General features: G+C 42.4%; 18 protein-coding genes, 1 tRNA gene, 1 rRNA gene, 1 other RNA gene and 1 other annotated feature. Of the genes, 17 read left to right on the forward strand and 4 right to left on the reverse strand.

All coding sequences use genetic code 11. The annotated features are described in order from the left end of the window. From rrf to CSV72_RS15720, 4 genes are all read left to right on the forward strand, one after another. A 5S ribosomal RNA gene (rrf, locus tag CSV72_RS15705) occupies positions 1-85 on the forward strand; the annotation flags it as partial. A gap of 452 nt (positions 86-537) precedes the next feature. After that, entirely contained in the window at positions 538-1,020 is a 483-nt protein-coding gene (locus CSV72_RS15710; RefSeq protein ID WP_099635487.1) for a glutathione peroxidase, read from the forward strand. Positions 1,021-1,125: 105 nt separating this feature from the next. Then, a complete protein-coding gene (gene guaB, locus CSV72_RS15715; protein ID WP_099679137.1) occupies positions 1,126-2,592 on the forward strand; it encodes an IMP dehydrogenase in 1,467 nt (488 codons plus the stop codon). 189 nt (positions 2,593-2,781) lie between these two features. Next, entirely contained in the window at positions 2,782-4,137 is a 1,356-nt protein-coding gene (locus tag CSV72_RS15720) for a D-alanyl-D-alanine carboxypeptidase family protein (protein WP_099679138.1), read from the forward strand. Positions 4,138-4,156: 19 nt separating this feature from the next. Here the strand turns inward: CSV72_RS15720 and pdxR are convergent, their stop codons facing one another. After that, complete coding sequence (pdxR, locus tag CSV72_RS15725) at positions 4,157-5,572, reverse strand: MocR-like pyridoxine biosynthesis transcription factor PdxR (RefSeq protein WP_099679139.1); 1,416 nt, start codon at positions 5,570-5,572, stop codon at positions 4,157-4,159. A gap of 100 nt (positions 5,573-5,672) precedes the next feature. Here pdxR and pdxS point away from each other — a divergent pair, with 100 nt between their 5' ends. Together pdxS and serS are read left to right on the forward strand one after the other, a co-directional pair. Further along, positions 5,673-6,518: a pyridoxal 5'-phosphate synthase lyase subunit PdxS gene (gene pdxS, locus CSV72_RS15730; protein WP_099635483.1), complete on the forward strand. Its 846-nt coding sequence runs from the start codon at positions 5,673-5,675 to the stop codon at positions 6,516-6,518. Positions 6,519-6,909: 391 nt separating this feature from the next. Beyond that, positions 6,910-7,117 (forward strand) — a binding site (T-box leader). A gap of 68 nt (positions 7,118-7,185) precedes the next feature. After that, complete coding sequence (serS, locus tag CSV72_RS15735; RefSeq protein ID WP_099679140.1) at positions 7,186-8,469, forward strand: serine--tRNA ligase; 1,284 nt, start codon at positions 7,186-7,188, stop codon at positions 8,467-8,469. Between the two features lie 109 nt (positions 8,470-8,578). Here the strand turns inward: serS and tadA are convergent, their stop codons facing one another. Further along, positions 8,579-9,070 carry a tRNA adenosine(34) deaminase TadA gene (gene tadA / locus CSV72_RS15740; protein ID WP_099679141.1) on the reverse strand — a complete coding sequence of 164 codons (492 nt, stop codon included), beginning with the start codon at positions 9,068-9,070 and terminating at the stop codon, positions 8,579-8,581. Positions 9,071-9,244: 174 nt separating this feature from the next. On the opposite strand from tadA, the gene CSV72_RS15745 reads away from it, so the two are divergent. Continuing rightward, on the forward strand, positions 9,245-9,892 hold the full coding sequence (locus CSV72_RS15745; RefSeq protein ID WP_099679142.1) for a deoxynucleoside kinase: 648 nt from the start codon (positions 9,245-9,247) through the stop codon (positions 9,890-9,892). Then, the gene (locus CSV72_RS15750; RefSeq protein ID WP_099679143.1) at positions 9,879-10,535 is read left to right on the forward strand and encodes a deoxynucleoside kinase; all 657 of its coding nucleotides are present in this window, start codon (positions 9,879-9,881) and stop codon (positions 10,533-10,535) included. Before CSV72_RS15745 ends, CSV72_RS15750 begins: the two co-directional genes overlap by 14 nt. Before the next feature lie 15 nt (positions 10,536-10,550). On the opposite strand, the gene CSV72_RS15755 is transcribed toward CSV72_RS15750, so the two are convergent. After that, the gene (locus tag CSV72_RS15755; protein ID WP_099679144.1) at positions 10,551-11,915 is read right to left on the reverse strand and encodes an aspartate kinase; all 1,365 of its coding nucleotides are present in this window, start codon (positions 11,913-11,915) and stop codon (positions 10,551-10,553) included. Positions 11,916-12,068: 153 nt separating this feature from the next. Between CSV72_RS15755 and CSV72_RS15760 the strand changes: the two genes are divergently transcribed. Genes CSV72_RS15760 through thrB form a run of 3 tightly spaced genes read left to right on the forward strand, consistent with a single transcriptional unit; the run spans position 12,069 to position 15,322 of the window. Then, a complete protein-coding gene (locus tag CSV72_RS15760) occupies positions 12,069-13,361 on the forward strand; it encodes a homoserine dehydrogenase (RefSeq protein ID WP_099679145.1) in 1,293 nt (430 codons plus the stop codon). A gap of 6 nt (positions 13,362-13,367) precedes the next feature. Then, complete coding sequence (thrC, locus tag CSV72_RS15765) at positions 13,368-14,426, forward strand: threonine synthase (protein WP_099635476.1); 1,059 nt, start codon at positions 13,368-13,370, stop codon at positions 14,424-14,426. After that, complete coding sequence (gene thrB / locus CSV72_RS15770) at positions 14,426-15,322, forward strand: homoserine kinase (RefSeq protein WP_099679146.1); 897 nt, start codon at positions 14,426-14,428, stop codon at positions 15,320-15,322. Before thrC ends, thrB begins: the two co-directional genes overlap by 1 nt. A gap of 124 nt (positions 15,323-15,446) precedes the next feature. Here thrB and CSV72_RS15775 read toward each other — a convergent pair. Then, positions 15,447-15,539 (reverse strand) — tRNA-Ser (locus CSV72_RS15775). Between the two features lie 422 nt (positions 15,540-15,961). Here CSV72_RS15775 and ffs point away from each other — a divergent pair. The 6 genes from ffs to CSV72_RS17085 all read left to right on the forward strand — a co-directional run bounded on the left by ffs (position 15,962) and on the right by CSV72_RS17085 (position 19,940). Next, positions 15,962-16,228, forward strand: an RNA gene (gene ffs, locus CSV72_RS15780) — signal recognition particle sRNA large type. Between the two features lie 109 nt (positions 16,229-16,337). Continuing rightward, positions 16,338-16,805: an S-ribosylhomocysteine lyase gene (locus CSV72_RS15785; protein ID WP_099679147.1), complete on the forward strand. Its 468-nt coding sequence runs from the start codon at positions 16,338-16,340 to the stop codon at positions 16,803-16,805. Between the two features lie 86 nt (positions 16,806-16,891). Continuing rightward, positions 16,892-18,637 carry a DNA polymerase III subunit gamma/tau gene (dnaX, locus tag CSV72_RS15790; RefSeq protein ID WP_099679148.1) on the forward strand — a complete coding sequence of 582 codons (1,746 nt, stop codon included), beginning with the start codon at positions 16,892-16,894 and terminating at the stop codon, positions 18,635-18,637. A 21-nt stretch (positions 18,638-18,658) separates the two neighbouring features. Further along, the gene (locus CSV72_RS15795; protein WP_099635472.1) at positions 18,659-18,979 is read left to right on the forward strand and encodes a YbaB/EbfC family nucleoid-associated protein; all 321 of its coding nucleotides are present in this window, start codon (positions 18,659-18,661) and stop codon (positions 18,977-18,979) included. 11 nt (positions 18,980-18,990) lie between these two features. Beyond that, a complete protein-coding gene (gene recR / locus CSV72_RS15800) occupies positions 18,991-19,587 on the forward strand; it encodes a recombination mediator RecR (protein ID WP_099632605.1) in 597 nt (198 codons plus the stop codon). Between the two features lie 89 nt (positions 19,588-19,676). Beyond that, the gene (locus CSV72_RS17085; protein ID WP_233190512.1) at positions 19,677-19,940 is read left to right on the forward strand and encodes a pro-sigmaK processing inhibitor BofA family protein; all 264 of its coding nucleotides are present in this window, start codon (positions 19,677-19,679) and stop codon (positions 19,938-19,940) included. Positions 19,941-20,122: the final 182 nt, after the last annotated feature.

Here is a 20,122-nt window from a genome sequence, read left to right on the forward strand (position 1 = left end):
TTCCCATACCGAACACGGAAGTTAAGCTCTTCAGCGCCGATGGTAGTTGGGGGTTTCCCCCTGTGAGAGTAGGACGTTGCTAGGCACGCGAAGCCATTCCCTTTGGGGAGTGGCTTTTTTGTGTTTTATAATGGTAATTGATTGAATTTAGGATTGGGGAACTCGTACTTCATTCACTCATATATTTCCGATATCCGCTCTATGTATGAGGGCAAGCGCTCAATCTCTCTGCTTAACCGCTCAATGAGTCTCGGCGAGCGCTCAATTGCTCGGTTTATCCGCTCAATGAATCACGGCGCCCGCTCTATGCCCGCGCTTAACCGCTCAATTGCTCGGTTTATCCGCTCAATGAATCACGGCGCCCGCTCTATGCCCGCGCTTAACCGCTCAATAAGTCACACCAACCGCTCTATCCCCCCGCAAAACACATCTAAATCTCTTACCATAATGCCTTAAAAAGCCTTCGAACCAAACAGGATACTAGGTATTCTTTCAATAGTCAGGTAACATATACTAAAAGAAAAGGGGCGATTCTGCATGACGACAGTTTACGATTTCACAGTGGAAACTACTAGTGGAGAAAAGAAATCTCTAAAGGAATTTGAAGGAAGTCCAATGGTCATTGTCAACACTGCGAGTAAATGCGGTTTCACAAAACAATTTAAAGAACTACAGCAACTATACGAAGAATATAAAGATCAAGGATTGGTTATACTGGGCTTCCCATCGGACAATTTCAATAATCAGGAATTTGATGATATTGATGAAACGATGAACTTCTGCCAAGTGAATTACGGCGTAACGTTCCCGATGTTTGCCAAGATAGATGTAAAAGGAGATGAAGCAGAACCTTTATTTACGTATCTAGCAGAACAGCAAAAGGGTGTATTGACGGAAGGAATCAAATGGAACTTCACGAAGTTCTTGATTGATTCAAACGGACAAGTAGTAGATCGTTTTGCACCACAGACGAATCCATTAAAGATGCAAAAGTCATTGGATAAAATATTTAGTGAGTAATAGGAATAGTCAGTTTATAAACTTCTGTCTTGACACGCCCCATTGACGCTGATAACCTTTTAATAATCTGAATAGACAATAGTAATTTTAGGAGGCAGAAAGTTAATGTGGGAATCAAAGTTTTCTCGTGAAGGTCTGACGTTCGATGATGTATTATTGGTGCCAGCAGCATCTGATGTATTGCCAAAGGCTGTTTCGCTATCTGTGAACTTAACAGACAGCATTAAGTTGAATATACCTATCATTAGTGCAGGTATGGATACAGTAACGGAATCCAAGATGGCAATATCTATGGCTCGTCAAGGTGGAATCGGCGTTATTCATAAAAACATGAGTATTGAAGAACAAGCTGAGGAAGTTGTTACAGTTAAACGTTCTGAGAATGGAGTTATTAAAAATCCGTTCTTCCTTACCCCGGAACATCAAGTGTTTGATGCAGAGCATTTAATGGGTAAATATCGTATCTCAGGTGTCCCGATCGTTAACAACATGGAAGAGAAGAAACTGGTTGGTATTTTGACGAACCGTGACCTGAGATTCATTCAGGATTATTCCATTATCATTGATGAAGTCATGACGAAAGAAAACTTGGTGACGGCTCCTGTAGGAACTACACTTGAAGATGCTGAGAAAATGCTACAGCAATATAAAATTGAAAAGCTACCGATCGTAGATGATAAAGGTATTCTTAACGGTTTAATTACAATTAAGGATATCGAGAAAGTTATTGAGTTCCCTAACGCAGCAAAAGATAAGGCTGGACGCTTACTTGTTGGTGCGGCTGTAGGAGTCACGGTAGACACTTCTACGCGCATTGAGAAGCTTGTACAGGCAGAAGTTGACCTAATAGTTATTGATACAGCACACGGACACTCTAAGGGTGTTATTGACACAGTGAGAGAGATCCGCGGAAATTATCCGGACCTTGCGATTGTAGCAGGTAACGTAGCAACAGCAGAAGCAGCTGAAGCATTGTATGAAGCAGGTGCTGACGTAGTGAAAGTTGGTATTGGCCCTGGTTCTATTTGTACAACACGTGTAGTTGCAGGTGTTGGTGTACCACAGATCACTGCTATTTATGAGTGTGCAACTGTTGCACGTAAATACGGCAAGACGATTATTGCCGATGGTGGAATTAAATATTCTGGTGATATTGTCAAAGCGTTGGCTGCCGGTGGACATGCGGTTATGCTTGGAAGCTTGCTCGCAGGTACTACTGAGAGCCCAGGGGAGTCTGAGATCTTCCAGGGACGTCGTTTTAAGGTATACCGTGGTATGGGTTCTGTTGCAGCAATGGAAAAAGGTTCAAAAGATCGTTACTTCCAAGAAGATGAAAAGAAGCTTGTTCCTGAAGGCATCGAAGGTCGTATGCCGTACAAAGGGCCTTTGTCCGATACAATTCATCAGCTTATAGGAGGTATTCGAGCAGGTATGGGATACTGCGGTTCGAAGGATCTTGAAGCACATCGTGAAAATGCACAATTTATTCGTATGACAGGTGCTGGTTTACTAGAAAGTCATCCACACCAAGTGCAAATTACAAAAGAAGCACCGAACTATTCGGTACGTTAATTTACTAGGTAAGGGGCAGGGGGGAATTTCCTCCTGTCCTTTTTTGTTGTTATATGAGGAATAATAAAATTTAATGAAAAGTACACTGATTTTCATAGGGGAATATATGTTTTTTTGCCATAAGCATATCTGACTTGCCGGGAATATGGTACACTGACTTTTGATATTGTGACTACGGAGGTAAGATGAGTGGAAAAAGTAACACAGAGATGGTTGGCAATTTTACTGGTGCCAATGATGTTGTTTATGACGTTAGGTATGCAAGAATCTGTAGCGGCAAAGGAAAGTGATTCTTCACTGGACCTTCGTGTAAACGGAGCTATTTTGATAGATGCAGATAGTGGCAAGGTATTATACGAAGAGAACTCGGATAAGCCGCTTGGTATTGCAAGTATGACCAAAATGATGACGGAATACTTGATGTTCGAAGCGCTTGATGATGGAACAATTACCTGGGATCAAGAATACAAAGTTACTGAATATACGTATAAGGTTTCACAAGATCGTCGTTTAAGTAATGTACCGCTTCGTCGAGATGGATCCTATACGATTCGTGAACTTTATGAAGCAGTAGCAATTTATTCAGCAAATGCGGCGACTATAGCGATTGCGGAGTCAATTGCAGGATCGGAAGAGGAATTTGTCCATCTAATGAATGAAAAGGCTGAAGAACTTGGATTGACAGATTATAAATTTGTCAATTCTACGGGTTTGAACAACAGTGACTTACAAGGTATGCACCCAAGTGAGTTTGGTGAGAAAGATGAAAACGTTATGCCTGCACGTTCTGTTGCTAAACTAGCCTATCATTTATTGAAAGAATATCCGGAAGTACTAGAGACAACGAAAATTGCTAAAAAGACTTTCCGTGAAGGAACAGATGATGCCATTGACATGGTAAACTGGAACTTTATGTTGCCAGGCTTAGTATATGAATATGAAGGAATCGATGGCTTGAAAACGGGTACTACGGAATTTGCAGGACATTGTTTCACGGGTACCGCAGTACGTGATGGCCGACGTGTTATTGCTGTTGTAATGAATGCAGTGGATGATAAGGGTGTTGGATCTTATGAAGCACGTTTTGATGCAACTCGTGAGTTATTTGATTATGGCTTTAAGGAGTATAGTGAAACAGAGCTACTTAAAGCAGGGTACCAGTTCAAGAAGCAGAAGACTCTAGATGTTATAAAAGGTAAAGAGAAAAAAGTAGCGATTGCTACAAAGAAACCTATAAGCATGTTAGTCCGCAATGATGAAGATCAAGACTATACTACTGAACTCGTATTAGATAAGAAGTTGGTGAAAAATGGACAAGTCCAAGCACCAATTAAAAAAGGTACGGTTGTTGGTCATGTTAAGCTAGTGAAAAAAGATGGATCAGATTATGGTTTTATTGACGGGAAAATAGTTAATACGGAAGTCGTCACGACTGAAGAAGTGAAGAAAGCTGGTTGGTTCTCGTTAACTATGGGGGCAATTGGTAACTTCTTCTCAAGTGCGTGGAATAGTTCTACTGGTTTTGTAAAAGGCTTATTTAATTAACTACAAAAAGACAGCGTACCTACTTAGGTATCGCTGTCTTTTTGATGTTCCACACATGGAACAACTTCGGGATTGCCAGTTTGATATCCTCTTCAGTTAGTCCGCCGAATCCGATTAGGAATGAAGGAGGCGATTGATCGGGCATTACCTTATAGGTGTCTAGACCACGAACTTTAATACCTGATTGAAGAGCATCATTGATTAGTTCCTTTTCCGTTCTATCCGTATGAACGTGAAGCAAGACATGCATACCGGCTTCGTCGCCTGAGAATGAAATGGTAGGTTCATACGACTTTAATAAATTCGTCAATGTATGCATTTTCCGACGATAGATTTTCCGCATACGGTTCAGGTGGCGCGAGAATTGTCCATCTGCCATGAAACGTGCCAAGATATGTTGATCAATCCGCGGTACGGAAGAAGAGTAGGGGATGAAAGCCTGTCGGTATGTATCCAATAACCTTGGCGGCAACACCATGTAGGCAATTCGCATAGATGGCATAAGTGATTTAGTAAATGTACTTAAATAGATAACATTTTCTCCTTTATCCATCCCCTGCAAGGAAGGTATAGGACGTCCTCGGTAACGGAATTCACTGTCATAATCATCTTCAATTATAAAAAACTCAGGATTCGATGCTGCCCAGTTCAAAAGCGCGGTCCTGCGAGCAGCAGACAGCACTGTGCCAGTCGGGAACTGATGGGAAGGGGTAACGTAGGCTATGGAGGCATCGGACCGTTGTAGCGCCTTTACGTCAAGTCCTTCATGGTCGACTGCAATGGGAATCGTCTTTCTGTAGTATTCCGAAAAGACGTGCTTGGTCATTAGATAACCTGGATCTTCAATTGCATAGCGAGCCCATTCACCTAGTATTCGGATAATCAAAGGCAAAAGTTGTTCTGTACCGGAACCAACAATAATTTGTTCAGGTGTACAGTCCACTCCTCGTGAGTGGTATAAGTAGCGGGCAATTTCTTGGCGCAACTCAATATCACCGTGCGGGTCTCCGAGTAGTAATAAGTGCGCGTTTGTTGTATCCATTATATCTCGTGCATATTTTCTCCATATGATGAATGGGAAGTTTTCTGTATCAATCGAACTTGGTGAAAAGTCGTAATGAATAGGTTTGGTTATAGGAATTTCAGCTACGGTCTCTGACTTTACAGGCTGTACATAGGCGAGTTCCTCTATTGCTTGTATGAAATAACCTTTTCGTGGTTCCGCTGCGATAAAACCTTCTGCCGTTAGTTGATCATAAGCCATTTCAATTGTTGTCTGACTAACACCTAGAAACTCTTCCAGTTGACGTTTGGAGGGGAGTTTCATGCCAACGGGGAACTTGCCGTCAATTATGTCTTGTTTAATTTGATTATATATTTGTTGATAAAGCGGGATATCCAAATCTTTTTGAAGCTCGATAAAAATCATGTCCATAGTGACCCCTCTAATCTGACCATGTTGTTTAATGTGAAACTGGCTATTTTCATATGGTCAATTTCAATTATACTGAAAATAACAAAAAGGGGGAAATGAAATGAGTTTTAAGTATGGCGGCGTCATTATGGATGTAATCAATGCAGAGCAGGCAAAGGTGGCGGAAGCAGCCGGAGCTATTGCAGTTATGGCACTAGAGCGAGTACCTTCTGATATTCGAGCGGCAGGCGGTGTTGCACGTATGGCAGACCCACGAATCGTAGAGGAAGTACAAAAAGCAGTATCCATTCCTGTCATGGCAAAAGCACGTATTGGTCATATTTCAGAAGCTCGTGTATTGGAAGCGTTAGGTGTGGATTTCATTGATGAAAGTGAAGTACTAACACCTGCAGACGACGAGTTTCACTTACTGAAAAGCGATTTCAGCGTGCCATTTGTTTGTGGAGCGAGAAACCTTGGTGAAGCTGCGCGTCGCTTAGGTGAAGGGGCAAAAATGCTTCGTACAAAAGGGGAACCTGGAACAGGAAATATTGTGGAAGCCGTGCGCCACTTGCGAATGATAAATGCTCAAGTAAGTAAAGTAGTCCATATGAGCAAAGACGAGTTAATGACAGAAGCTCGTAATCTAGGTGCTCCATATGAAATTCTACTTGCTATTAAAGAAGCTGGTCGCTTACCGGTTGTGAACTATTCGGCTGGAGGTGTCGCAACACCTGCTGACGCAGCATTGATGATGGAACTTGGAGCGGACGGAGTGTTCGTTGGTTCAGGAATTTTCAAATCAGAAAATCCTGAAGCATTTGCACGTGCGATTGTACAGGCTACCGCAAACTACCAGGATTACGAGTTGATCGCTAAGCTGTCGAAAGGGATCGGCACGCCGATGAAAGGTTTGGAAATTTCTCAGCTTGCCGAAAGTGAATTGATGGCGATTCGTAGCTCATAAGATGCGATTGAATTAGGGAAATGAAGTCAGGGAGCGTTATGATTCCCATGGCCACTACAGGATTCCGTCCAACCATGAGACAATTACAAAAAAACGAGTTGTCTCATGGGCATGACGAATCCTATAGTTGAACCAACCCAATAGTGTAGGAATCAAGTTGAGTATTTAGAGTAGAATTAGAAAGGTACCACTTTAGTAACAAGAGATATTTCCCGAGAAAGTATAATGTGTTAATCTTTCCATAAACTAAACAATCGGGCCATTCGAGCATGTGTTAAAGTAATTTTTATAGTCGAAGTAATCTCTAACTTTTACGATATTTGTCATGCGAAAATGTACCGTGTCTCTTGTCAATAGTCAGAAATTGTAGTATGGTATATCTAATTTCACATACATTACGATGATAGGAAGCAGTAGCAACCATGTTTTTTTTAGAGAGCCGGCGGATGGTGGGAGCTGGTAAAAACTGGTGTGAATCCGTCCTGGAGTAGCAGAGCCGAATCAGTAGGTTTTGACGGTCAGTTGAGCCGATATCTCAAACAAGTGGGCTGAGCAATCAGTCAATTTGGGTGGCAACGCGGGTAGTTCTCGTCCCTATTTTAGGGGATGGAGGGCTTTTTTTATTGTTTTTTATTATCAGTGATGTAAATACAAGGAGGCGGATGACGTGCTAGACAGTAAACTATTGCGTGCGAATTATGAAGAAGTAAAAGCGAAACTCAGTAAACGTGGAGAAGATTTAACCGACTTTGAAAAGTTTGGCGGACTTGATGAGAAACGACGCGAAATCTTATCTAAAGTAGAAGTACTGAAAGCTGAGCGTAATGAAGTATCACAGCAAGTAGCACAAATGAAGCGTAATAAAGAAGATGCGGATGAAGTCATTGCAAAGATGAAAACAGTTGGTGAGGAAATCAAAGCATACGATCAAGAACTTTCTAAAGTGGAAGAGGAACTGAATTATGTACTTATGCGTATTCCAAACATTCCACATGATAGTGTGCCAGTAGGGGATAGTGAAGATGATAACGTAGAAGTACGTACGTGGGGGGAGATCCCAACGTTTGACTTCGAACCTAAACCACACTGGGAAATAGGGACGGATCTTCAACTACTCGATTTTGAACGAGCAGCAAAAGTAACAGGTAGTCGTTTTGTGTTTTACCGCGGACTCGGTGCGCGACTTGAACGTGCATTAATCAATTTCATGCTGGATCTTCATCAAGAGGAACACGGCTATGAGGAAATGCTACCACCATATTTAGTAAACCGTACAAGCTTGACTGGAACGGGACAACTACCGAAGTTTGAAGAAGATGCGTTTTTAATTGAAGAAGAGGACTACTTCTTGATCCCGACGTCTGAAGTTCCTGTTACTAACTTCTATCGCGATGAAATCATAGAAGGATCTAAGCTGCCAATTGCATTCACAGCGTATAGTACTAACTTCCGTTCTGAAGCAGGGTCTGCAGGTCGTGATACGCGTGGATTAATTCGCCAGCACCAGTTCAATAAAGTGGAGTTGGTTCGCTTTGTGAAGCCGGAAGATTCATACGATGAGTTGGAGAAATTAACTGGCCATGCGGAAAAAGTATTGCAATTGTTGAAATTGCCGTATCGTGCTCTTAAGATGTGTACTGCAGATTTAGGTTTCACAGCTGCCAAGAAGTACGATTTGGAAGTATGGATTCCTACACAAAATGTCTACAGAGAAATTTCTTCTTGTTCTAACTTTGAAGACTTTCAGGCGCGTCGAGCACATATCCGTTTCCGCCGTGAGCCGGGTGCGAAGCCTGAGTACGTTCATACGTTGAATGGTAGTGGTTTGGCTGTTGGTCGTACAGTAGCAGCAATTTTGGAAAATTATCAACAGGAAGATGGTTCTGTTGTGATTCCAGATGTGCTTCGACCATATATGGGTGGAAAAGAAAAGATTGAAGCACCTAAGTAAGAAGAAATACGCGAATGATCTGTGCACCACATAATTAACAAGTATGCACTTTCAAATACCAATGCTAATTAGTGAAATACAAAAGAATGAAGCCCGACGCTTACGAGTTCTACTCTAGGCGTTGGGCTTCTTTTTTTGCGGCTTTTCTTTTTTCTCTTAATGATCGAAAGAAGGTAGTAAGGAGTTGTCCGCATTCTTCACCGAGAACACCTTCGGTTACAATGCATTCATGATTGAATCGGGAGTCGTTAAGTAGTTGGTAAAAGGTGTGGACGCAACCTCCTTTTGGATCGCGTGCTCCGTAAACGACTCGTGGAATGCGGGATTGTAGTATGGCACCTGCGCACATAGGGCATGGTTCGAGTGTGACGTAAAGTGTAGTGTCTTCTAAACGCCAACTTCCAACCTTCTCACAAGCTATTTGGATGGCAGATAGCTCTGCGTGTGTGACCGCATTTTGAGTGGTTTCACGCAGATTATGGGCCGCGGCAATTACTTCTTCGTTATGTACAATGACTGCACCAATCGGTACTTCAGCTAGAGCAGAAGCCTTTTCTGCTTCTTCTATTGCCAGTCTCATGTAGTATTCATCATTTTTCATCGATTCATCCCTCCTTATCAACAGTCTATCATGCGAAACATCAAAATCAATTAGTGAAATGTTCCACGTGAAACAGACAAGAGGAAAACAATAAAACACCTCAATAAAAGTCGCATTCTATATGGTCGTCTATGATAAAATGGAAAGGTAATGAATTGAAAGGGTGAGTGGTACATGTTTGTCCCGTTTATTGCGGTAGAAGGTCCGATTGGTGTAGGGAAGACTACGCTCACGGCAGCGATTGCTGAGACCTTTTCATATAATCAATTAAGAGAAATTAGTGGAGAGAATCCTTTTCTCGATCAGTTTTATCAAGATAAAGAAAAATGGAGCTTCCAGACGGAAATGTTTTTCTTATGTAATCGCTATGAACAATTGAAGCAAATCAATAGAGAATACATATCGCGAGGGTTACCTGTCGTAGCAGATTATCATGTATTCAAAAATATGCTATTTGCGCAACGCACATTAGAGTCAAAAGACTTTGTGAAATATAAAGAAATTTATCATATTTTGACGAAAGATCTTCCTATGCCAAATGTCATTATTTCATTGTCAGCATCCATTCCTACATTGCTTAATCGAATCGACGAGCGTGGTCGGTCGTATGAAGCGGATATGGACCCCAATTATTTACTGCAGCTTTCGGAGGATTACCGTACCTATTTACCGGAGTTCGAAGCTACTCACCCCGACATCCAAGTTATCCATATAAACGGGGATGAAGTGGACTATGTGCGCAATAAAGAAGACATGGATGCAATAATAAACAAAGTTTATGAAGCGGTCCAGAAAGGTTTGAAGCTAAATGAAGTTACCTAATATATCGAAAAATAGTGTGTTCGCTGTAGCGGGAATGGTAGGGGTAGGCAAGTCGACAATGGCACATGCGATTGCCAAAAGACTGGGCTTTCAAGAGTCCTTGGAAAACGTCGCAGAAAACCCATACTTAGAGAGGTTCTATGATGACTTCCAACGTTGGAGCTTCCATTTACAAATCTTCTTTTTGGCAGAACGTTTTAAAGAGCAAAAGCATATATTCGAAAGCGGTGGCGGTTTTGTACAAGATCGTTCCATCTACGAAGACGTAGGGATCTTTGCTAAAATGCACGCTGATGAAGGAACTATGGAAGCGGTCGACTTTGAAACCTATATGAATTTGTATGATGCAATGGTTATGACGCCGTATTTTCCACATCCAAGTGCTCTTATATATTTGGAAGGACCATTACCTGTCATTCTCGATCGTATTGAAGAGCGTGGCAGGGATATGGAGCTGCAAACGCCAAGAGGTTATTGGGAAGAGATGTATCGTCGCTACGAACAGTGGATTAATTCATTTACTGCATGCCCAGTCATTCGGCTAAACATCGAAGAATATGATCTGTTAGAAAATGAAGAGGATATTGAGTTGATTATCGGAAGAATTGCTGAAGAAATGAAAAAATCGACACCCCGTGTATAAGGGATGTCGATTGTATTAATGAACAGCGACTTCTGTAAAGAATTCTTGATATAGCTCCCGTAGGACAACGTTTTCATCCTTTTCTTGGATACCGAATACTAAACTGACCTCTGAAGATCCTTGGTTAATCATTTCGATATTTGCACCTGTTCGCGCAATAGCAGATGCCGCGCGTGCTGCCAATCCTCTTGCGTGGCGCATGCCTTCACCTACGAGTACTACCATGGAATAATCACGCTGGAAATGAACATCGTCGGGACATAACTCCTGTTCAATGCGCTTAACGATACGTGCTTCTTTTTCCGGTGTTAAATGTTCATCGCGAATAATGACAGATAAGTTATCAATACCAGACGGTGTATGTTCAAATGGAATTTCTTCTTCTTCTAGAATTTGTAGTAAGTGACGTCCGAAACCGATTTCTAAGTTCATCAAGTATTTAGCAACGAAGAGTGTAGAGAATCCCTTATCGGCAGCAATTCCGACAACGGATTGAAGATTATGGTCGCGATCCCGAACAATCATTGTGCCGGGTGCACTTGGATTATTTGTGTTCTTGATACAAACAGGAATCTTGTGACGGAATGCAGGTACCAGCGCTTCTTCGTGAAACACAGAAAATCCTGCGTATGCAAGCTCACGCATTTCCCTATATGTCATCGAATCAATTGCACGTGGATTTTCAATAACGGTGGGATTCGCCGCGAAAACTGAATCCACATCGGTAAAGTTTTCGTAAAGTTCTGCATTTGTCGCCGCTGCTAGAAGGGCGCCTGTAATATCGGAGCCGCCACGGTTGAACGTACGCAATGTTCCGTCTTCTGTATAGCCGAAAAATCCCGGGAATACGATGATGCCTTCTTTATCACGTAGTTTACAGAGCTTTTCATTGCCTTCTGGAAGAGCACGTACTCGTTCTGGACGCTGGTTAACAAGTAATCCACCTTCACGAGGATTTACGTATTCTGCTTCGACGCCAATATGTCGGAAGTAAGCCGCAATCATTTTTGCATTATTGTCTTCCCCGGCAGCTTTCAAGCTGTCTACGTACAGAATTTCGTCTGACTGATCTTTATTCAGACGTCTAATGACATCTTGCTCGATTACTTGTGCAATATCTTCATCTAGGCCTAGACCTTCGGCAATTTCTTTGTAACGCTCCACAACCATTTGCAGTGCGCCTGTTGTGTCTTCACCGGCAAGTGAAGTATTTGCCAAACCAATGAGCAAGTCGGTTACTTTAATGTCAGACGAAGAGCGTTTACCTGGTGCAGAAACTACGACAATTTTTCTCGTTGGGTCGGATACGACAATGTCGACCACTTTACGGATTTGTTCCGCGGATGCGACGGATGTTCCGCCAAATTTACAAACTTTCATTGAGTACCAGATCCTATCTTTTTGAGATTATCTATCTATATTTAGAAGATTCGTGAAAACAGGTTGTTATTAAAGGCAGAATTCTCTATAATTGTCCTTATACGAAGAACGATTGTTTTTTCATAGTGTACATATAGTTAGGAGAATCGTCAAATGAAAAATGAGAAAAATGAGATTAATATCGGCTTGCTAGGTTATGGAGTGGTCGGAAGTGGTGTGGCAACAATTCTGCACAATCACCAGGATGACCTTCGACATAAGCTTGGTGTTCCTGTATCCATCAAGAAAGTCCTTGTTAAAAACTTGGATAAGAAACGTAATGGCGTGATACCTAAAGAAATGTTCACTACATCACTTGATGAAGTGTTAAACGATCCTGAAATTGACTTGATCATTGAAGTGACAGGAGGTTCTTCTTTAGCGATTCGCCGTTCACTCGAAGCAGGTAAGGGTGTTGTCACTGCGAACAAGGATGTCATGGCGGAATCTGGACCTGAATTATTAAAATTAGCAGATGAAAATAAATGCGACCTATTATATGAAGCGAGTGTGGGTGGCGGTATTCCGTTGATCCGCACATTGGAAGATGGATTAGCATCAGACCGGATCACTGCATTGACAGGAATCGTCAACGGAACGACTAATTTCATTTTAACAAAGATGAAGCATGAAAATAAGACTTATGAAGACGCATTAGCGGAAGCAGCGGAATTAGGCTTTGCTGAAGCAGATCCTTCTGCTGACGTAGATGGTATTGATGCGGCACGTAAGATGGTTATTCTTGCGTCCCTATCTTTTTCCACAGAAGTGCATCTTGACGATGTCTTTGTTCGTGGTATGAAAGAGATTGCAGACGGAGATCTTCAGCTTGCGGAGCAATTCGGTTACACGATTAAAATGACGGGTTCTGCGAAAAAAGATGAAGAAGGAATTGAAGTTGCGGTTGAGCCAGTCTTTGTTCATAACTCTCATCCGCTGGCCACAGTTAATAATGAATTCAACGCAGTGTATGTTTACAGTGATTCAGTAGGTGAAACGATGTTCTACGGACCTGGAGCTGGCTCATTGCCCACAGCAACTTCTGTAACAGGTGATGTAGTGGCGGCTTGCCGTAATATCTTGCTAGGTGTGAATGGTAAGAGAATGCATGCACCACAATTTGAACGTAAAGTAAAAACAGATGAACAGAAGTATGCTCGCTACTTCCACCGTATTACTGTACGTGATGAAGTAGGCGTGTTGACAGAATTGACATCCATTTATAGCCACCACAAAGCAAGTCTAGCGACAGTAGTCCAAGATTCTGATTTGCATGATGAAGGCGCGGATTTGATCTTTATTACACATAAAATTTCTCGTCAACAGCATTTAGACATTTTAGCAGACCTAAAAGATACACCAGCGGTCATTGACATTTCTAGTCATTATCGTGTGGAAGGAGAATAAGGAATTATGAGAAGATGGAATGGATTGATCGAAGAGTATAAAGAGTGGTTACCGGTGACAGAGAATACGCCTGCATTAACACTGCAAGAAGGAAACACGCCGTTAATCTATCTTGAGAACTTATCAAAGCAATGGGGAATCAATCTGTATGTGAAAACAGAAGGAACGAATCCAACTGGTTCTTTTAAAGACCGTGGAATGGTGATGGCGGTTGCGAAGGCGAAAGAAGAAGGAAAGACAGCTTTGATCTGTGCTTCAACGGGTAATACATCTGCTGCAGCCGCAGCTTATGGTGCACGTGCAGGCATGCGTACAATCGTCGTTATTCCTGAAGGTCGTATTGCACTTGGTAAACTGGCACAAGCAAAAATGTACGGAGCGGAAATCGTAGCTATCGAAGGAAACTTTGATGAAGCGCTACGTATGGTACGTGAACTAGGCGAAGGTAAAATTGCGTTGGTAAACTCTGTGAACCCTTATCGTTTGGAAGGACAAAAGACGGTAGCATTTGAGACAATTGAACAACTCGGTAAAGTACCAGATATCTTCGCTTTACCTGTTGGAAATGCAGGTAATATATCCGCAGCGTGGAAAGGTTTTAAAGAATACGCAGAGAAGAAGGGTACGGATACACCAAAATTACTAGGAGTTCAAGCAGACGGTGCAGCACCAATTGTCTATGATCGTGTATTCGAAGAGCCTGAAACGGTAGCTACAGCAATACGTATCGGAAACCCTGCAAGTTGGCATTTAGCGACTCAAGCCCTTGAAGAATCAGGTGGTGACATCTTGTCCGCTACTGATGAAGAAATTCTTGAAGCATATCAATTACTAGCTGCAACAGATGGTATCTTTGCAGAACCTGCATCTTGTGCAACCATTGCAGGCATCAAGAAACGACTTGATGCAGGATTGATTGAAAAAGGAACGACGATTGTCGGTATCCTAACAGGTAATGGATTGAAGGATCCTGAAACTGCAATCAACGTCAATGCACATAAGCCTATGATGACAAATGAACAGTTCGATAACTTCTTGAAAGAATTGAAAGAGGGGAACAACTAATGACAGAAGCCGGTTTTTCAGTGACCGTGCCAGCCACGACGGCTAATCTCGGACCCGGCTTCGATCATTTAGGTCTTGCCCTTTCACTAAACATGACGATAGAAGTTGCACCAGCTAGTGCGTGGTATGTTTTGTATCAAGATAAAGAATATGCTGCATTGCCGACGGACGAAACAAATTTGATCGTACAGACCATTCAGCAAGTAGCATCGCGGTATGATCAAGTCATTTCTTCACAAAAGTTAGTGGTGCATTCTGACATACCTTTAGGAAAAGGTCTGGGTAGCAGTGCTACGGCAATAGCTGCAGGTATTGAAATCGCAAGTGAACTAGCGGGTTTGCAACTATCACCAAAAGACAAGTTAAGGATCGGTAGCGATCTAGAAGGACATGCCGATAACGTCACTGCTGCGTTGATTGGTGGGATGACAGTTTCGTACTTCACTGAAGATGAGATGGAAGTACTAACATTTCCAGCACCCCCGATCGGTGTTGTCATCTTAGTACCTCCAGTTGCTTTGAAGACCGAAGCTTCACGGGGATTGCTACCTGAGCAACTGACGCATAAAGTAGCAGTACGAGGGAGTGCTGCGGGCAGTGTTATGACTGCTGCTATTGCGCAATCGGATTGGGTGACAGCGGGACGTATGATGGAACGGGATGTATATCATGAACCCTATCGAAAGGTTGGATTCCCTAACTTCGATGAAATACGTTTGGCTTGTAAGGAAGCGGGAGCGTACGGCATGACAATTAGCGGAGCAGGACCGTCCCTTTTTGTAGCTGTACCACCAGGAACAGAGCAACAAGTGGCGGCTTCATTAGAACAAAGCTTTCCACATTATCAAGCACTTGCCCTGCAACCAGCAGAGACAGGCGCATATCTCACAAAATAAAAAACAGCGTCATGACTGATTCAGTCACTGGCGCTGTTTTTCGTAATGTATGTATTTCTACTTCTATTTAGATTTTAAGGCAATAAAAAAACGTTACATCGAGTAACGTAAGCTGTCAAAAATATGGCGGAGGAAGAGGGATTCGAACCCCCGCGGGCTTTAACACCCCTGTCGGTTTTCAAGACCGATCCCTTCAGCCGGGCTTGGGTATTCCTCCGTATCAGACAAATAATATCTTACCACATCATTTTCATAGCGTCAACTATTCTTTTTATCTTTTTTCTCTGCGGCGATAAATGAAGCGCCAACAATAGAAACTCATCATTGCGACGGTCTGTATTAGAGCGGCATACATAAAGTTAAAAACTGAACTAGCGAAAAAAAATATCATTAGGCCGAGCAAGACAGCGGGCAAAACAATGGCTGCATACACTCGAACTTCGATATTACGGAAACTGAGCTCATAACGTTTAGTTGGATCTATGCTATTTACCTCACTCATTTAAATTAGTATACTATCCAACTCTGTGCGAATGAAATGGTTTTTAACTGTTTACGTGATAGGATGTTAAAACACATTCTGATGAATACAAGGTTTACCGTTGCAATCATTATTAACTATGGGTATAATAAGAAATGCCGTGCTAGGTGGGGAATTAGCGGTGCCCTGTAACTTGCAATCCGCTCTAGCAAGACTGAACTCCTTTTCTGAGGCTGTCCGCATGTAGGGTCTGCCTCTTGCACGTAGTGTTGACGTCTGGGTCCTGCGCAATGGGAACCCATGAATCATGTCAGGTCCGGAAGGAAGCAGCATTAAGTGGACTCTCTCATGTGCCGCGGGGTAGCCTAGACCGAGCCAACGACAAGAGTAACGCTTATGTGCGGCAGTCGAAGATAGGTGCACGGCATTAATTCAATAATTCACTCGTCCATTTTACTATGGGCGAGTTTTTTATGTCCCTTAAATAGTGTATACTTCGAGATAGTACGTATAGCTGAAAGGGAGCGATTTACATTGACTGAGAAAAAAATGAACGTTGAAAGTTTTAACTTAGATCATACGAAAGTGAAAGCACCTTATATTCGATTAGCGGGAACTACAGAAGGAGTGAATGGCGACAAGATTTTGAAATATGATATCCGTTTTTGCCAGCCGAATTCGGACCATATGAATATGCCAGCACTTCATTCACTAGAACATATGATGGCAGAATTCAGCCGTAACCATTCAGATCAAATCGTCGATATCAGTCCAATGGGTTGTCAGACAGGTTATTATCTAGCTGTCATCAACCATGAAGACTATAATGACATTCTTTCTATAGTAGAGAAAACATTAAATGATGTACTGCTAGCGACAGCAGTACCGGCATGTAATGAAGTCCAGTGTGGCTGGGCAGCAAGCCATAGCCTTGAAGGTGCGAAAGAAATTGCACGCACAATGCTTAATAAGAAAGACGAGTGGACAGAAGTATTTGCGTAATATATCCAAGCGGTACAGGGTGAAAAAATCGTGTTTCATGTTATGATAGAAGTATTATGCAACCGGAGAAAAAGGGGGAAACGCAGTTGATTTATCAAGCACTATACCGCGCTTACAGACCGCAGGCTTTTGGTGAAATGTCAGGACAGCAGGCGATCAAGCAAACTCTGCAAAATACCCTTCTCCATCAGAAGACGACGCATGCGTATCTATTCTCGGGACCCCGTGGAACAGGAAAAACGAGTGCGGCGAAGATTTTTGCAAAAGCACTAAATTGTGAAAATGGTCCAGCAGCAGAACCATGTAATAAATGCGAGACGTGTAAAAGTATTACAGAGGGATCTAACACGGATGTCACTGAATTTGATGCGGCTTCTAATTCGCGCGTAGAAGAAATTCGCGACATTATTGAACGTGTGCATGTGGCACCTTCCAATGCACGATTTAAAGTCTATATTATTGATGAAGTGCATATGCTGTCGAATTCAGCTTTCAACGCATTGCTGAAGACGCTAGAAGAACCCCCAGCCCACGTCGTATTTATTCTGGCGACTACGGAACCTCATAAGCTGCCGCTCACTATCATTTCCAGATGCCAGCGATTTGATTTCAAACCGATTACGGCACCTGAAATTATTGAGCGAATGGAAAAGGTTATTGGAGATATTGGTGTTACTGCAGAGACTGGTGCTTTGCGCGCAATTGCACAAGCCGCAACAGGTGGAATGCGAGATGCGCTTAGTATGCTCGATCAGGCCGTATCGTTCAGCGGAGACGTGTTGACAACAAATGACGCGCTGCTGGTGACTGGAGCTATTGGTGAAGAGATCTTCTATCAGCTAGCACAATCAATTCAAGCGAAAGACGCGGGATCCGCATTGTCTTTATTACACGAGTTGATTGCGGAAGGGAAAGATGTAGGTAGACTCGCCGAAGACATGATTACATTTTTCCGTGATATATTACTGCTTGGAACAGCGCCTGAATTGACAGATCTATTGGAACTGATTTCAGACGGAGATAAATTTCAAGAGCTTGCCCAAGAGTTTCACTCGGATGAATTGTACAGGTACATCGATATACTTTCAAAAACACAGCAAGAAATGCGTTTTTCTAATCACGGGAAAGTCTATATTGAATCCGCTTTGTTGAAAATGATTCATTCTGGCGAGCAACGACAAGTGTCTAATTCCACAGCTGATCCTGAAATGGCTCAGAAGTTTGCCGTGTTAGAACAGACTGTTAGACAACTACAGCAACAACTAGCAGCAGGAGCTGTACAGCAATCCGCTGAGCCACAAGCACCGGCAAAAAGGGCTGCTTCAACTGCTTCCAGATCTGCCAAAGTGCCAACAGGTAAAATTGTAGAAGTATTAAAAGGCGCAACGAAGTCCGATATTCAAGTGATTCGTGAGCAATGGGCGGGTATGATGCAAAGTATGCAACGCTCTCATGCCGCTTTATTGGAAGAGACGGAGCCTGTAGCAGCATCAGAGACGGCTTTTGTGCTAAAATTCAAATATGAAATTCATTGCTTGATGGCTTCTGAAAATGCTACATTACAAGCAGGCTTATCGGATGCGCTACTGCGACTGACAGGTAAAGGTTATGAAGTAGTCTACGTGGCAGAGGAAAGCTGGTTGCAAGTTCGTGCCGATTTCATACAAAAAAATGGATTAGCCAGTCAGAAAAGTAAGGAAAACCCTCAACAGTTAGACGAGGAACAACCAACGTCAGCATTTATGGAAGAAGCATCGATTGAAGATGCTGATCCACTTGTAACTGAAGCTGAGAAGATGTTCGGAAAAGATTTTATTACAATAGAAGAGTAATTTACTAAGGAGGAATTATTTATGCGTGGAGCAGGGAATATGCAAGGTATGATGAAGCAAATGCAAAAGATGCAAAAGAAGATGGCAGAGGCACAGGAGAACTTAGGTAGCGAAAGAATGGAAGGTACAGCTGGTGGCGGCATGGTAAAAGTAATTGTGTCAGGCCATAAAGAAGTACTTGAAGTAATTATCGATCCAGAAGCGGTAGATCCCGAAGACGTAGAGATCCTACAAGACTTGATCGTTATCGCTACAAATGATGCGCTTGCAAAAGCGGAAGAAATTACGAACTCCACAATGGGCCAATTTACAAAAGGAATGAACTTGCCCGGGATGTTCTAGGAGGTTGTATAATGCATTATCCTGAACCTATATCAAAATTAATGGATAGTTTTATGAAATTGCCAGGCATCGGCCCCAAAACTGCGGGTCGTCTGGCGTTTTTTGTATTAAGTATGAAAGAAGACACGGTGCTAGATTTCGCTAAAGCTTTAGTCGATGCGAAACGTAATCTTCAGTTCTGTTCGGTTTGTGGTCATATAACAGATATCGATCCATGCTATATCTGTCAAGATCAATCGCGTGATCGCACAACAATCTGTGTCGTGCAGGATCCGAAAGACGTGATTGCTATGGAGAAGATGCGTGACTATCGCGGGTTGTATCATGTATTGCAAGGTGCGATATCGCCAATGGACGGTATTGGACCAGAAGATATTAACGTTCCTTCATTACTAACAAGACTCCAGGAAGACGAAGTGCAAGAATTGATTCTTGCAACGAACCCTACTATAGAAGGAGAAGCAACAGCCATGTACATTTCAAGGCTTGTTAAACCATCTGGAATCACGACAACACGTATCGCCCACGGCTTACCTGTCGGTGGAGATCTAGAATATGCAGACGAAGTTACATTGTCTAGGGCATTAGAAGGTCGTCGAGAACTATAGAAAAGAATTGAAAGATAGAGAATGAGTGGACTAAACCTATCCAGAGACGCATATAGATAAGTATCTATGAGATAGAAAGGGCGTTTTCTGTGAGGATTTTAGTCATAGCTATATTAGGAGTCGTATCATTATTGCTGTTGAGTATGAGCCGAACCACTCTCGAAAAAAACATGGAACGCTTATCGGTATTCTGGTTTAGATTAGCTTTTGCGTTCTTTATTCTCTTTCTAATGAACATTGCAGGCGGATTTATTGGCATCTATGTACCTGTTAACATTGCATCTGGCATGATATTGGCGATACTAGGGGTCCCTGGATTCGCGGCGCTATGCGGTTTCGCCATTCTTTTTTAAAAGAATGGTGAAAAAGCTTGCATTCTCATAAACACGGTGGTATATTTATAAGCGTCGCATCAAGCAGTTGCGAAAACATCAAACTTAACAAGAAAAACTTTTTAAGTAAAAGTGTTGACAACGAAACGATGAGATGTTAATATTAGAAAGTTGCCTCTTACGAGAGACCAACCGAATGAACC

This window comes from Sporosarcina sp. P20a (genome assembly GCF_002743175.1).
Classification (GTDB): domain Bacteria; phylum Bacillota; class Bacilli; order Bacillales_A; family Planococcaceae; genus Sporosarcina.

Coding starts and splice junctions, on each gene's coding strand:
- guaB (WP_099679137.1), top strand. CDS start 1,126: ATGTGGGAATCAAAGTTTTCTCGTGAAGGTCTGACGTTCGATGATGTA.
- pdxS (WP_099635483.1), top strand. CDS start 5,673: ATGAGTTTTAAGTATGGCGGCGTCATTATGGATGTAATCAATGCAGAG.
- thrC (WP_099635476.1), top strand. CDS start 13,368: ATGAGAAGATGGAATGGATTGATCGAAGAGTATAAAGAGTGGTTACCG.
- CSV72_RS15795 (WP_099635472.1), top strand. CDS start 18,659: ATGCGTGGAGCAGGGAATATGCAAGGTATGATGAAGCAAATGCAAAAG.
- CSV72_RS15755 (WP_099679144.1), bottom strand. CDS start 11,915: ATGAAAGTTTGTAAATTTGGCGGAACATCCGTCGCATCCGCGGAACAA.
- recR (WP_099632605.1), top strand. CDS start 18,991: ATGCATTATCCTGAACCTATATCAAAATTAATGGATAGTTTTATGAAA.
- thrB (WP_099679146.1), top strand. CDS start 14,426: ATGACAGAAGCCGGTTTTTCAGTGACCGTGCCAGCCACGACGGCTAAT.
- pdxR (WP_099679139.1), bottom strand. CDS start 5,572: ATGGACATGATTTTTATCGAGCTTCAAAAAGATTTGGATATCCCGCTT.
- CSV72_RS15745 (WP_099679142.1), top strand. CDS start 9,245: ATGTTTGTCCCGTTTATTGCGGTAGAAGGTCCGATTGGTGTAGGGAAG.
- tadA (WP_099679141.1), bottom strand. CDS start 9,070: ATGAAAAATGATGAATACTACATGAGACTGGCAATAGAAGAAGCAGAA.
- CSV72_RS15760 (WP_099679145.1), top strand. CDS start 12,069: ATGAAAAATGAGAAAAATGAGATTAATATCGGCTTGCTAGGTTATGGA.
- CSV72_RS15710 (WP_099635487.1), top strand. CDS start 538: ATGACGACAGTTTACGATTTCACAGTGGAAACTACTAGTGGAGAAAAG.
- CSV72_RS15750 (WP_099679143.1), top strand. CDS start 9,879: ATGAAGTTACCTAATATATCGAAAAATAGTGTGTTCGCTGTAGCGGGA.